Annotated in this window: 13 protein-coding genes and 2 pseudogenes; 3 read left to right on the top strand and 12 right to left on the bottom strand. The window is 31.8% G+C overall.

Features of this window, described 5'->3' with window-relative positions; translation table 11 throughout:
* The 4 genes and pseudogenes from SA378_RS02510 to yunB all read right to left on the bottom strand — a co-directional run.
* Positions 1-729: pseudogene (locus tag SA378_RS02510) on the bottom strand (YebC/PmpR family DNA-binding transcriptional regulator); the annotation flags it as partial.
* A gap of 97 nt (positions 730-826) precedes the next feature.
* The gene (locus tag SA378_RS02505; protein WP_318524416.1) at positions 827-1,471 is read right to left on the bottom strand and encodes a YigZ family protein; all 645 of its coding nucleotides are present in this window, start codon (positions 1,469-1,471) and stop codon (positions 827-829) included.
* Positions 1,464-2,741, bottom strand: a complete 1,278-nt coding sequence (hflX, locus tag SA378_RS02500) for a GTPase HflX (RefSeq protein WP_318524415.1) — start codon at positions 2,739-2,741, stop codon at positions 1,464-1,466. Before hflX ends, SA378_RS02505 begins: the two co-directional genes overlap by 8 nt.
* A gap of 95 nt (positions 2,742-2,836) precedes the next feature.
* Positions 2,837-3,475 carry a sporulation protein YunB gene (gene yunB / locus SA378_RS02495; protein WP_318524414.1) on the bottom strand — a complete coding sequence of 213 codons (639 nt, stop codon included), beginning with the start codon at positions 3,473-3,475 and terminating at the stop codon, positions 2,837-2,839.
* A 109-nt stretch (positions 3,476-3,584) separates the two neighbouring features.
* On the opposite strand from yunB, the gene SA378_RS02490 reads away from it, so the two are divergent.
* Together SA378_RS02490 and SA378_RS02485 are read left to right on the top strand one after the other, a co-directional pair.
* Positions 3,585-4,505 carry a biosynthetic peptidoglycan transglycosylase gene (locus SA378_RS02490; protein ID WP_318524413.1) on the top strand — a complete coding sequence of 307 codons (921 nt, stop codon included), beginning with the start codon at positions 3,585-3,587 and terminating at the stop codon, positions 4,503-4,505.
* Between the two features lie 9 nt (positions 4,506-4,514).
* On the top strand, positions 4,515-6,848 hold the full coding sequence (locus tag SA378_RS02485; protein ID WP_318524412.1) for a transglycosylase domain-containing protein: 2,334 nt from the start codon (positions 4,515-4,517) through the stop codon (positions 6,846-6,848).
* A 53-nt stretch (positions 6,849-6,901) separates the two neighbouring features.
* Here the strand turns inward: SA378_RS02485 and spoVAE are convergent, their stop codons facing one another.
* From spoVAE to SA378_RS02445, 8 genes are all read right to left on the bottom strand, one after another.
* Positions 6,902-7,258 (bottom strand): stage V sporulation protein AE, encoded by a 357-nt coding sequence (gene spoVAE / locus SA378_RS02480; protein ID WP_318524411.1) that lies wholly within the window; start codon positions 7,256-7,258, stop codon positions 6,902-6,904.
* A 9-nt stretch (positions 7,259-7,267) separates the two neighbouring features.
* On the bottom strand, positions 7,268-8,263 hold the full coding sequence (spoVAD, locus tag SA378_RS02475) for a stage V sporulation protein AD (RefSeq protein WP_318524410.1): 996 nt from the start codon (positions 8,261-8,263) through the stop codon (positions 7,268-7,270).
* 45 nt (positions 8,264-8,308) lie between these two features.
* Positions 8,309-8,746: a stage V sporulation protein AC gene (gene spoVAC, locus SA378_RS02470; protein ID WP_318524409.1), complete on the bottom strand. Its 438-nt coding sequence runs from the start codon at positions 8,744-8,746 to the stop codon at positions 8,309-8,311.
* A gap of 428 nt (positions 8,747-9,174) precedes the next feature.
* Positions 9,175-9,603, bottom strand: coding sequence for an anti-sigma F factor (spoIIAB, locus tag SA378_RS02465; RefSeq protein ID WP_318524408.1), 429 nt, complete (start codon positions 9,601-9,603; stop codon positions 9,175-9,177).
* A gap of 9 nt (positions 9,604-9,612) precedes the next feature.
* Complete coding sequence (locus tag SA378_RS02460) at positions 9,613-9,918, bottom strand: anti-sigma factor antagonist (protein WP_318524407.1); 306 nt, start codon at positions 9,916-9,918, stop codon at positions 9,613-9,615.
* Positions 9,919-10,046: 128 nt separating this feature from the next.
* Entirely contained in the window at positions 10,047-11,459 is a 1,413-nt protein-coding gene (locus tag SA378_RS02455) for a HAMP domain-containing sensor histidine kinase (protein WP_318524406.1), read from the bottom strand.
* 10 nt (positions 11,460-11,469) lie between these two features.
* The gene (locus tag SA378_RS02450; protein WP_318524405.1) at positions 11,470-12,156 is read right to left on the bottom strand and encodes a response regulator transcription factor; all 687 of its coding nucleotides are present in this window, start codon (positions 12,154-12,156) and stop codon (positions 11,470-11,472) included.
* Positions 12,157-12,432: 276 nt separating this feature from the next.
* Complete coding sequence (locus SA378_RS02445; RefSeq protein WP_318524404.1) at positions 12,433-12,924, bottom strand: DUF4342 domain-containing protein; 492 nt, start codon at positions 12,922-12,924, stop codon at positions 12,433-12,435.
* A gap of 264 nt (positions 12,925-13,188) precedes the next feature.
* Here SA378_RS02445 and SA378_RS02440 point away from each other — a divergent pair.
* A pseudogene (locus tag SA378_RS02440) lies at positions 13,189-13,549 on the top strand (chloride channel protein); the annotation flags it as partial.

Here is a 13,549-nt window from a genome sequence, read left to right as displayed (position 1 = left end):
TTCAGGCTCTTCCCAATTGTGGTAAACTTCTTGAACGTCGTCGCAATCGTCCAATGCATCAATTAATCTTTCAAGATATTTAACATTTTCTTCATCTTCTATTTTAACCGTAGTTGCAGGGATGTAAATAATATCACCCTTAATGTTAGTGTATCCTGCTTCTTTCAAGGCGTGTAATACTTTAATGAAGTCTTCAGGTGTTGTTGTAATTTCATAGCTGTCATCTTCTGTTTCAAAGTCTTCAGCTCCTGCTTCTAAAGCTTGCATCATGAGAGCTTCTTCATCTATAGAGTCGCTTAATTCAATTTCAATGATACCCTTTCTGCTGAACAGGTAACCTACACAACCTGTTGTTCCAAGGTTTCCGTTATTCTTTGAAAAATAATGTCTTACATCAGCAGCTGTTCTATTTTTATTATCTGTCAAGCATTGAACCATGAATGCTGTACCGCTTGGTCCATAGCCTTCATAAGTAATTGTTTAGAAATTTTCGCCTGATGCTGCTGCTAAGCCTGTTTTTATTGCTCTATCTATATTGTCATTAGGCATATTTTGTGATTTAGCTTTTTCTATTGCTGTTGCCAATGATGAATTATAGTTCTGATCCGGACCGCCCTCTCTTACAGCTACTGTAATGTATCTTGCCAACTTAGTAAAAATCTTACCTCTTTGCGCATCTGCTTTACCTTTTTTATTTTTTATAGTTTTCCATTTTGAATGACCTGACATGTTTCCTCCTTACTATTCTACACATTTAATATAACAACGTATTTTACCACATAATTTTTAATAATTCAAATATTTTGCATTAATTTATGCATTATTTTTATCCTATTATTTTCCCATCCTTTATGGAATAAAAAAACGCCTGTCCAATAGATACTTCAGCTTTTCCGCTTGTTATTTCCATTATAAGATTGTTGATTTTATCAGTTTCTCCTTCTTTTACTGCAAGATTAAAAACAACCTGTCCAGCATATACTTTATCCTTGACAATGAATTCATTTTTCATAAGCTCATTGTCCATTTTACCAAGTAGTGTGTAATCAATAGAAAATGACACGTCATAATACAATTCCTTATCTATTATTATGCCGCTTTCAAGCCCTATTTTTGCCCCCTTGGTGTAAGCCCTGACCAAACCTCCTGCCCCAAGAAGAACTCCTCCAAAATATCTTGTTACCACAACAACCACATTTTTCAAGTTTTCCTGCATTATTACATTCATTATTGGCATGCCGGCGGTACCTGATGGTTCCTTATCGTCCGAATACCTTTGAATACTTGAATTTTCTCCTATGACGTAGGCAAAAACATTGTGTGTCGCATCCTTGAATTCTTTTCTTATTTTTTCTATGAATTCAAGAGCTTCTTCTTCATTTGCAACAGGTGAAGCCGAACCTATGAATTTCGACTTGTTTATAATTATTTCATCTCTTCCGACTTTATGAATAGATTTATAATTACTCATTCTTAACTCCAATTATATAATTTTCATACTGCTCAATTTCATTGTCATACATAAGAGCTTCAAAAGTTACCCCTTCACCGTCAAATTCAACATTTTCTGTCTTTCTGTTTTCATATAGCCAATAGTAACTTTTTAAATCATTGTTTGGAATTTTCAAGAAATAGTTGCTCTTGCTTCCGTTAATTTTAAAATCCACCGTCTCTAGAAGAACATCAATATTATATTTGGTTTTAGCTGATATATATAAGATATCATTTGATGGAATAGTTGTTATTTTATCATTTATAATTTTATCTATTTTGTTATAAACTGTTATTACAGGTATTTCCTTACCTATAATTTTTTCAACAAGTTTTGTTGTTGTTTCTTTGTGTATTTGCAAATTTTCATCATTAATATCTATCAAATGAACGATTAAATCTGCATACTTTATTTCTTCTAAAGTTCCTTTAAATGCTTCCACTATTTGTGTAGGAAGTTTTTTTATAAAACCTACTGTGTCCGAAAAAACAGCTATTTTACCGCCAGGTAATCTGACTTTTCTAAGTTCTGTGTCCAAAGTTGCAAAAAGCATGTCTTTTGCAAATACTTTTTTAAGCTCTGCTTCCTCTTCGCTGTATTCACTCTCCATAAGAGCATTCAGCAAAGTTGATTTACCTGAATTTGTATACCCGACAATTGATATAATAGGAACCTGATCCTTCATTCTCTTTTTTCTTTTTGTTTCTCTGACTTTTCCTAATTCATTAAGCTGGTTTTGTATATCTGTAATTTTTTCTTTTATTCGTCTCCTGTCCAGTTCAAGCTTTTGTTCTCCTGGACCTTTCGATCCAATTCCTCCCCCAAGCCTTGAAAGATTATTGTTTAGTCCTATAAGCCTTGGAAGACTATATTTTAATTGGGCAAGCTCCACTTGAAGCTGGCCTTCTTTTGTGATTGCTCTCTTGGCAAATATATCAAGTATCAGGTTTGTCCTGTCTATAACTTTTGCATCCACTTGTTCTTCAATATTTCTTATTTGAGAACCGCTTAATTCATCATTGAAAACAACTGTGTCTATTTCAAGTTCCTTCACATAATTAGAAATTTCTTCCAGCTTTCCCTGTCCTACGAAATATCTGTTATCTATACCTTGTCTATTTTGGATGATACTTGAAATTACAACACCATCTGCTGCTTCAACAAGCTGTCCCAGCTCCTCCATGTCGTTTTCTTCTGCATCGTTTGATGATAATTGCACTGCAACTAACAAACATCTTTCCTTATCCATGTATCCTCCGAGTATATTTATACTTAATTTTAACATACTTATTATCTATATGTACATACATAAATATACTACCACAAATTTGTTTTTGCAAGTATTTACTGTTCTTTAAACAAATAAGGGAAATTCGTATATGAGTCCGGAACATCTCCAACTATAACTATTTCAGCTATCAATACATTATTTCCAACCGTAGTTGTGCTTGTATTAACAGGACTTATAACACATATATCAACATCGACTGTTATGTATATTTTATATCTTGTCTGATTTATTCCTGATTCAGCAAATTCTGTAACAAAATCAACCAATACGCTTCCCTGATGAAGTATTGTAAACTTTAATTCCGGTCCTTTGCTCGCAAGAAGCTGGTTGTCAAGTGCTGTAAACAACGGAACTGAAAAAAACTGATTTTCCAAATTAACTATTTTTTGCTGTACATTTTTTGCTATATTGGAAGAAATGGTATTCATTGCCATGGCATCCGTTCTAATCATATTAACCCGTCCTTCTTTGTCATAATTTGGTATTAATATTTGTTCCTTTAAAGTGTTTTTATTTAATTCTTCTCTGACTGTATCATTTATTATTTGTGTTGCAATTACTTTAGCTTTCACCTCACAAATTGAAACCAAGGTAGGTTTTATATTAACCTCTACATAGTAGTATGCAATTAGAGTAAAAAACATTATAACAAGCAATATAAACTTAATGAATGTTCTTTTCCGACTTTTCAACTATTGATTTCACTTCCTTTCTATTATATAATATGTAAGAACTTTAAAACTTTGACAATATTACATTGATTTGTGATATACTAGTGATGCATTTCTAACGGAGGTTTATATGTCAAAAGAAAATAAAAAAAGCTTGGAAATAATAGAGAGCAAAAACGAAGATAACAACAATATTAAAAATAAAAAGAAAAGGCGAACAAAAAAGAAAATAAAGGTTGCACTTAGAATAACACTTCTTCTAACTCTTATAGCCATGATTGTAGTGGGCGGTGCAGTGACAGGGATGGTTATTGGAATTGTAAAAAGTGCTCCTGAAATCGATCCAACAAATGCACTTACAACACTTACTGAAAGTTCAGTAATAGTTGATGAAAACGGAAATATCATTGAACAAATACATGATCCTAATGAAAACAGAGAAATTGTGAAATTAAATGACATTCCTGTTTATTTGCAGGATGCTTTTATAGCTATAGAGGATCATCGTTTTAATGACCACTTTGGAATAGATATTCAGCGTATTGCTGGCTCTTTATTGCACAATGTTAAAGTTGGTGATCCAACAGCTCAAGGTGCAAGTACAATTACTCAACAGTTAGTTAAAAACTTATATCTCACGAACGAAAAATCATGGGAACGTAAAATTAAAGAAATCTACCTTGCAATTCAAGTGGAGAGAAAACTTTCAAAAGAGCAAATTTTAGAAAATTATCTAAACACAATTCCTCTTGGTCAAAGTTCATACGGCGTTCAAACTGCAGCTTACACTTATTTTTCCAAAAAAGCCAGTGAATTAACATTGGCAGAAAGTGCACTGCTTGCCGGAGCTGCAAAAAGTACTGTTTACTACGCTCCATTCAACCGATATGATTTAAAAGATATAAATGATATTCCTGAAGAAAATATCGTTGGATATGTGTATATAGGCTCGGTTCAATACGCATGTGTATATAATCAAAATGCCATTGACAGACAGCATGTCATTTTAGACAGGATGCTGGATCTTGGTTTTATAAATCAAGAAGAATAAGATGGTGCCATGGCAGAAGATATGCATGTTGCATTAAAGCCAGGGCAAACAAAAATAGAAGGAATATCTTCGACATCAATGGATTATGTCAAAGAAAAAGTTGTTGAAGATTTAATGACAACACAAAGCATGTCTTATGAAGAAGCAGAAAACTACATATATAAAGGCGGCTTGACAATTACTACAACTATTGATGTTGCAATGCAAAAGTCACTGGAAAATTCTTATGCTAATTTTTCCACCCTGTTCTTGGGAGCAACACCTACGGGAGATAAACCTGTTGCACAAGACTGGAGATATTTTAAATGGGCAGATGGACAGGGAACTGGCTCCCTTGATTCGGGACTAAACATTTTAGATGAAAATGGCCAGCTTATTTACTACGCTAAAGAAAATATAATGGATGAAAACAACAGTGTTTATTTGAATCCGGATGAATACAGCTTTGAAGAAAGCGGAAACTTAGTAATCAGCTCAAAAAAATTTGATATATACGCTGCAACAATCGATATAGTAGATGCTTACACAGTTGATGATAAGCTAAATTTTGTTTCTCACAATATAGGAGCACTTAATGTCGGTAACAACTATGAAGTAATTGAGAAAAAAGGAACTAAAGGTAGTTTCAAAATACAAAAAAGTTATTTAGATAAAAATCCTGAAATGTTTGATATTGGAAGTGATAATATACTAAAAATTCCGGCTGGATATTTCTTCTTCCAGGAAGATGGTATTGTTCAGCCCCAATCAGCAACTGTAATCATGGATTACAGAACAGGAAAAATAAAAGCTATGATTGGCGGAAGAGATATCGAAGGAAGCAAGACATTTAATCGTGCCGCAGATGCTACAAGACAACCAGGCTCTACTATAAAGCCTTTATCTGTTTACCTTCCTGCTCTTGATCTTGGATATTCAGCAGCTTATATTTTAGATGATTTGCCAAAATACAATGAAAACAATGAAAGATGGCCTAAGAACTGGTATGAGTACAAAGATATTAAATACTGGGGTATAACCACTCTTCGTAAATCAATAGAACAATCAATAAATACAAATGCAGTTACTATGCTTGAAACCATAGGAACAGATGCATCGGTTGATTCACTCTCAAAACTTGGATTAATTGATTCTAAAAATCCTGAAAATGATTCATTTATATCACCTGCAGAAAATAATGCATACAACGATGTAAATTTAGCATCTCTTGCCTTGGGAGGATTAACAAAAGGATTTACTCCTTTGGCAATGACTGCCGCTTATGGTGCAATAGCAAACGACGGAATTTATATTGAACCTATTTCTTATACAAAAGTTGTGAACAGCAAAGGCGAAACTATTTTAGAGAAAATTCCCGAAACTCATGTGGTTGTAAGCCCTGAAGTTGCTTCATTAATGAAAGATATTTTAAGGACTACCGTCAGTCAGGGACTTTCATACAGAGCAAAATTACCGGCTCAAATGGGTATTGAAGTAGCTGGTAAAACCGGAACGACTCAGGCTTGTGGAGATTTTTGGTATGTTGGCTTTTCGCCATACTATGTTGGAGGAATTTGGGTTGGAAATGACAACGTACAAATGAAACTTTCTGGTGACAGCGGCGCCAACGCAAGGCTGTGGAGCGGAATAATGACACCTATTCATGAAGGCTTGGCTCCTGCAAAATTTGAATTGAATCCAAATTTAATACCTGTCCAGGTATGTGCACAGTCAGGAAAACTACCTTCTGACCTATGTTCTCAAGACCAAAGAGGAAGTCAAATAATCACTGAATATTTTATTCCTGGAACTCAGCCTACAGAAACATGCGACGTACATGTCAAAGCTGAAGTGTGCACAAGTTCAAATTTATTGAAATCTGCATATTGTCCCGGCGATTTAATTGAAGAGAGAGTATTTGTTTTAAGAAATCCTTTGTATGATCCCGAAGCCAAATCTGAAAATTATGAAGCTAAAAAACTTTATCAGCAAATATTAGAAGACAAAGTCACTTTTTCATCAGATGAATTGCAACAAATTTATTTAGGCCAAGTTACTTTTGACGAAAACGGCCAAATAACACACGTTTTAGGAATAGCAATTTCTGATTTGAATTATACAGGTCTTTTGACTGAAGATTACAAATACCAGATACCAACTAAAACTTGCACTTACCACACGAAATGGCATTATGACCAGTGGTTAAACAATCAAAATCAAGATAATGACAATGACCAAGAGAACAATGAGAACGGAAATGGTAACGGTGGCGCATTAGAAGATATAATTAATGATGTAATAGAAAATACTCAAGATTCTGATGAAGTTCCAATAGACGATATAATAGAGTCAATTTCAAATTAAAACAAAAATAGTTTAGGCTTCAATTGGAGCCTAAACTATTTTTATTTTTGTAATTATTTATTGCCTTTTGGATTAAAAACCACAGCAACTATGTAACCAAATAACAGTGCTGCAGCAACACCTGGTGCCGTCCTAATAACACCTCCGCTTAATGCACCCATAAATCCTTTTGACGCAGCTTCTTCAATAGCACCCTTTGCAAGAGTATTACCAAACCCTAAAAGTGGTACAGTAGCACCTGAATAAGCTATTTCAATTAATTTATCATATATACCAAAATAACCTAGAATAGCACCAGATACAACTAAAAAAACCAACAAGTAAGCATTGTTTTTCTTGAATGTATCAATAATAATTTGACCGATAACACATATAATCCCCCCTACTACAAAACTCATTAAATAATTCATACAATCTCCTCAATTTTCAATTCCAATACAATGGGCAATACCAGGTATACTTTCTCCCTGCAATGTTGCTGTTGGAGAATGAAGTGCTCCTGTAGATGTAAACAAGAGTTTATTTATTTCATTATTTAGCAATTTCTTGAATAAAAATGATCCAAATACGGTTGCTGAACAGCCACAGCCGCTTCCCCCAGCGTGTACATCTTGTTTTTCTATATCAAAAATAATTGTGCCGCAGTCATCATATTTATCTTGTATGCTCATTTTATCTTCAATAAACATTTTATTTACGATACCTTTGCCGACAGTACCTAAATCTCCTGTCGTTATTAAATCATAATTCACTCCGGTATCCATCATGTGTTGCTTTATTGAATCATATGCAGCCGGAGCCATTGCCGCCCCCATATTGTTAGCATCTTTAACACCTAAATCAGTTATTTTTCCAAAAGTCACATTTTTAACTCTAGGGCCACTTCCTTTATTTGAAAGCCATACAGCTCCTGAGCCTGTCACAGTCCACTGCGCTGACATATGTCTTTGCCCTCCCATTTCAAGAGGTAATCTGTATTGTCTTTCTGCACTGCAGAAATTACTAGAGGTAACACATATAATGTTTTCGGCGAATCCTCCGTCGATAATCAACGAACCTAAACCCATTGTCAAAGCCATGGTTGAACATGCTCCGTACACTCCTATATATGGTAACTGCAAATCTCTTGCTGCAAAAGAAGAAGATGTTATTTGATTTAACAAATCTCCTGAAATCAATAGATCAATATTACTTTTTTCTAATTTATTCCTCTCCATCAATTTTTCTACTGCAGTTTTTTGAAATTTTAATTCACATTTTTCCCAGGAGTCTTCTCCCCACAAGTCATCATTTACAATCATATCAAACTTATCTTTCAGCGGACCTTCTCCTTCTTTAGCTCCAACTATTGTATATACATCTCTTATAAATACATCATCTTTTATTTTAAATGTTTGTTTGCCAATCTTTTTCAACTTATTACCATCCTTACATTAAAACATTTGCCTATTATCTTAAAATTATAAAACAAGACTCAACAATCCAGCTATAAACGAAGTTAAATAACCAAAGACCAATACAGGTCCTGCTAATTTAAATATATTGGCAGCTGTTCCCAAAATATATCCCTCTCTTTTATATTCCAGTGCAGGCGATACTACAGAATTAGCAAAACCTGTTATTGGAACAACCGTTCCTGCTCCTCCGTATTTTCCCAATTTATCATACCATCCAATTCCAGTAAGTATTGCACTCAATGCTACTAAAACTACAGAAGCCATTGACCCTGCATCTTCTTCACTTACGCTGAAACCTGATATAAACATATTTTTAATTATTTCACCTAAAAGACAAATTGCTCCTCCAAAAATAAATGCAAAAAAACAGTTTTTCAATATTTTATTTTTTGGTGTAAATTCATCTACAATTTGCTTATAATTATTTTTATTATATTTCATATTTCCCCCTATAATAAAATTGCACTTTCAGGTATTTTTTTTATTGATCTATCAATGCTGTTTCCAAAATAAATAGCTGTAAAACTAATGCCCAATAATATTACTAATAAAAATATCTTTTTTTTCATATAAATCACCTCATAAGTATTATTTACAAAATTTATTTTTGAATACTAAAAAAAATCACTATAAGTACCTTTTTTAATATTAACTGTTAAATTTTATCAGTGATTTGCGAACTTAATTATTTAAAATTACAGCATTCTAAAATTAATTGCTTCTAAATTTTCTCTTGAAATAAAAAAAAGAATTTTATGTTGTTAATATAAGTAATTTTAAAGAATACATTTACTTATTAAAACTAAAAAATCTTAACCATATAATAATATGGCTAAGACCTTTAAATTAATAAACTTTTTTATAATATATTATTTTTTTGAACTTATTGTTTTTCTCATTATTACTTTTGTTCCCACATCTTTTTCTGATAAAACCACAAGCTCGTCCATAAATGTCTCCATAACAGCAAATCCCATGCCTGAGCGTTCCAATTCCGGTTTTGTTGTAAATAATGGTTCTTTAGCCATTTCTACATTTACTATTCCACATCCGAAATCCTCGATTATAATTTCAACCATCTGACCCTTGAGTCTGCACTGAATTTCTATTTCTCCTACACTATTTTCATAACCATGAATAATTGCATTTGTAACCGCTTCCGAAACAGCAGTTTTTATATCGGATATTTCCTCAATAGTTGGATTTAAACTGGAACAGAATGCTGCAACTGCCGCTCTTGCAAAGGATTCATTTGTAGAATAGCTTGGTATTTTAATATATACGTAATTATTTTGCATCTTATCCCCCTATTTAATGTTAATAATTTTACCTATACCGCTCATGTCAAGAATTTTTCTGACTTTTTTGCTTGCATTTACTATCTCAATGACTCCATTGCGCTTTCTAAAAACTTTGTAACGTCCTATTACAAACCCAATACCTGAGCTGTCAATGAAATCAAGACCTTTTAAATCTATTACTATTTTATTGTATCTTTCGTCTTTAATTTTTTCATCAATTATAACTCTTGTTTCATCTGCACTGTGATGGTCTAAATCGCCTTTTAACTTGATTGTCACAACTTGACCTGATTCAACAAATTCTAAATTCACTCTTACCAAATCCCTTCTATTTAATGTACAAGCTATTATACTATTTTAAAAAGGATTTTTCCTTGACTTGTTTTGTTATAATTTGTCGATTAATATGTTAATTACATGAAATTAATTATTTACTATATTTATAAATAAGGAAGCAATATTGAAAATTCCGAACCCTTACCAAGAGTACTCTTTACTTTAATTTTACCCTTGTGACCTAAGACAATAATTTTAGCTATGGATAATCCAAGTCCATGCCCTCCTATTTCTTTGCTCCTTGACTGTTCAGCACGGTACAACCTTTCAAATATTTTTTCCAAGTCCTTTTTTTCAATGCCAATTCCTGTATCTTCTATCTTTATTACATAGTAATCATCTTGTATGAAGCTCGATACCATAATGTATCCATCCTGAGGAGTAAATTTCATGGCATTATCAATTAATATTCTTATTGCTTGTTTTATTCTTTTTATATCACCGTATATGTTTGCATCTTCATAAAACTTGAAATACAGTTTGTGTTTTGAATCTATCATTTTTGTTTCTTTTTCAATTTCATTGAGTATCAAGGAAATTTTGAAATCCTCTTTTGTATATGTCAACGTGCTTTTGTCGCTCCTTGCTATGAACAAAAGCTTTTCTATTAGATCCTGCATGCTTTCTGTTTCATTTTTTATGGCACTTATGGATTCCTCCAAAACGGCTTTATCGTTTTTACCCCACCTATCAAGCATATTTACATATCCTTTTATTACGGCAATAGGTGTTCTTAATTCATGAGAAGCATCAGAAACAAATTGCTGCTGTGTTTTATATCCTTCTTCAATTCTATCCATCATTTCATTGAACGTTTGCGACAGCTCTTTTAATTCATCCTGTGTTCCTTTTATGTCTAGCCTGGTATTAATGTTGTTAACTGTAATGGTCTTTGTTATTTCTGTCATGTTTTTAATAGGGCCGATTAGTTTGTAACTTGTTCCTGATACAATGGGAACGAAAAGAAAAAGTCCTATTGCACCTGAAATCATAACCAAAAATATAATTCTTTCAGCATCGTTTATCAAATTTATAGCATTGTAGCTTACATTTACATAGTAAGTTGAATAATTGTAAATAAAGCTTGATGAATAAATATATTCTCTGTTGTAAAATAATTTTTCTAAGATTGTAATTATATTGTCTGAATACCTTTTTTGTGAATTAGGCGGATAAACTGCATTTAAATTGTTATCATAAATTTCAATTGAACTAATTCTGTTTTCTTCGATTTTGTAATCAATATTGCTCAAATCAGGGAACGCACTTTCAATTTCACTAATATCATCTGCAATTGTATCATTTTCAAATTTTTCAAATTCAAATATTAAATAACCTGCAGAAGTTATTAATGCAACTATCAACATGATTACAATATAAATAAAAAAATAGGATGTTGAAATTTTAAAAGCAATAGAAAATTTAAATCTTTTAAAAATATTTATAAAAAAAGTTGCTGTTAATTTAAAAGGATAAAGAAGTATATAAATTATTGCTTTAACTATAGATTTTATCATAAGGAATCCTTTAATCGCGTATTATATAGCCCACACCTCTGACTGTTTCAATAAAATTAACATTGTATTTTTGATCAATTTTGCTTCTTAAATATCTTATGTAAACATCAATAATATTTGTATCCCCAAAATAATCATATCCCCAAACTTTATCTAATATTTTTTCTCTGGTTAACACAATGTTTTTATTAATCATCATAAATTCCAACAATTCAAATTCTTTTTTTGTTAAATCGATGTGTTCATTGTCATATTCTACTTTGTAATTGTTCTTTGAAAGTTTCAGCTTCCCTATTTCCAACAATAAAGCTTCATCTTTGTCCTTATTAATGTTTTTCCTTTTCAGAAGCACCCTGATACGCGCTAAAAGTTCTTCTACAGCAAATGGCTTAGTCATATAGTCATCTGCACCAATATCAAGACCTGTTACTTTGTCTGATATATCATCTTTAGCAGTAAGCATTATAACTGGAACTTCCGATGTTTGTCTTAACCTTCTGCAAACCTCTATTCCGCTTAAGCCGGGAAGCATCAAATCCAGAATTATCAAATCCACATCAGGTAATTTGCCTTTTTCGAGCCCATCTCTTCCATTGTTTGCTATATCAACATCGTATCCTTCATATTTTAGTTCCAATTCCAAAAATCGTGCTATTTTATGTTCATCTTCAACTATTAGAATTTTCTTTTTATCCATAGCACACCTCGTTTTTATATTATTATACTGCTAATAATCTTAAATATCAATTATTTAAATGAGTATCAATTATATATCTTATTCACGTTTCAATTTAATTATATATAAATATTAAATATTTGGGTTGTTAATCAATAATAAAAGGGACTGTTGCATTAGTGATTATTATCGTGTCATTTTGAGGGCTTAAACCGAAGAATCTCATAATTTAAACAGATGAGATCCTTCGCTATCGCTCAGGATGACACAAATATGCTAAATGCAACAGTCCCTTTGTTATTCAATAATTATTTCATTGTCATCAGAATCTTGGCTATTATTCTGAACCACTTCATCTTCTGAAATTATTTCTTCTGATTTAACTTTTATTTTTTCAACAGTTTCTTTCATGTTTCTTTTTAAACTATTTACATTAACTGAATTTTTATCTCTATAAATTTTAATTTTGCAAGATGTTATTATGGCCAAAATAAATCCAAATAACACAACCCAAAATGCCATTATAAATGTAACTAAAACCAATGCTAAAGGTATGTTTATAAGGGTATCACTTTCTTTATTCTTCACTGATAATTTCAAAGATAAAAGTCTGTTTGCAAAGTTGGTGAAATTGCCCTTGCTTTCATTTTTTCTACCCTTTTTCTTTTCAAGTTCTATTATTGATTTAATTAAATCACCGTCATTTTTCTCCAATGTACTTTTTGCTTCTTCATAACTCACGTTTACCCTATTTCTCAGTTCATCTATTTGTTCTAATGTAACTTTCATTTTACCCTCCAAATTATTTATTTATTTTTTAATATAGCAACAATATACAGCTATCGAATTAATCTTGTTTTAGCATTATATTAAAATAAGATTAGAATTAAATGAAATATATTAAGATATTAATTAAATCAATTTTTACCAGCAGTATATTTACTTTTTTAGACATAACAATGCTCCTAAATTTTTATTTTTTTTGACAAATATTTAAATTGTGATACAATAATTTTCGGTACATTATTACTAATAAATAATAGGAGCAAAAAATTGGAATTATATAAAGCAAAAATTAAATCGGCAAAAAATTATGTAAGAACTTTTTTAAGGTGGGTCTTTTTAGCGACCATAACAGGACTTATTGGAGGAATTATCGGAACATCATTTCACATAAGCGTTGAAAAAGTAACAGAATTTCGAATGGCAAACAACTGGATAATATTATTTTTACCAATTGGCGGAATTGCAATAGCAGCACTTTATAAATTGTTTCATATGAACGACTCTACTGGAACAAATCAAATAATTAATTCTATTCGTACAAATGAACATGTTCCTATAGTTTTAGCACCTCTTATTTACATAAGCACTATTATAACCCATTTATTCGGAGGATCAGCCGGAAGGGAAG

It is taken from the genome of Sedimentibacter sp. (assembly GCF_033447055.1).
Classification (GTDB): Bacteria; Bacillota; Clostridia; order Tissierellales; family Sedimentibacteraceae; genus Sedimentibacter.
This window is presented reverse-complemented; position numbering and strand designations above follow the sequence as displayed.

Bases quoted from the DNA above. Each gene is read 5' to 3' on its own strand.
- SA378_RS02505 (WP_318524416.1), bottom strand. From the start codon at position 1,471: ATGAGTAATTATAAATCTATTCATAAAGTCGGAAGAGATGAAATAATT.
- hflX (WP_318524415.1), bottom strand. From the start codon at position 2,741: ATGGATAAGGAAAGATGTTTGTTAGTTGCAGTGCAATTATCATCAAAC.
- SA378_RS02490 (WP_318524413.1), top strand. From the start codon at position 3,585: ATGTCAAAAGAAAATAAAAAAAGCTTGGAAATAATAGAGAGCAAAAAC.
- SA378_RS02485 (WP_318524412.1), top strand. From the start codon at position 4,515: ATGGCAGAAGATATGCATGTTGCATTAAAGCCAGGGCAAACAAAAATA.
- spoVAE (WP_318524411.1), bottom strand. From the start codon at position 7,258: ATGAATTATTTAATGAGTTTTGTAGTAGGGGGGATTATATGTGTTATC.
- spoVAC (WP_318524409.1), bottom strand. From the start codon at position 8,746: ATGAAATATAATAAAAATAATTATAAGCAAATTGTAGATGAATTTACA.
- spoIIAB (WP_318524408.1), bottom strand. From the start codon at position 9,603: ATGCAAAATAATTACGTATATATTAAAATACCAAGCTATTCTACAAAT.
- SA378_RS02455 (WP_318524406.1), bottom strand. From the start codon at position 11,459: ATGATAAAATCTATAGTTAAAGCAATAATTTATATACTTCTTTATCCT.
- SA378_RS02450 (WP_318524405.1), bottom strand. From the start codon at position 12,156: ATGGATAAAAAGAAAATTCTAATAGTTGAAGATGAACATAAAATAGCA.
- SA378_RS02445 (WP_318524404.1), bottom strand. From the start codon at position 12,924: ATGAAAGTTACATTAGAACAAATAGATGAACTGAGAAATAGGGTAAAC.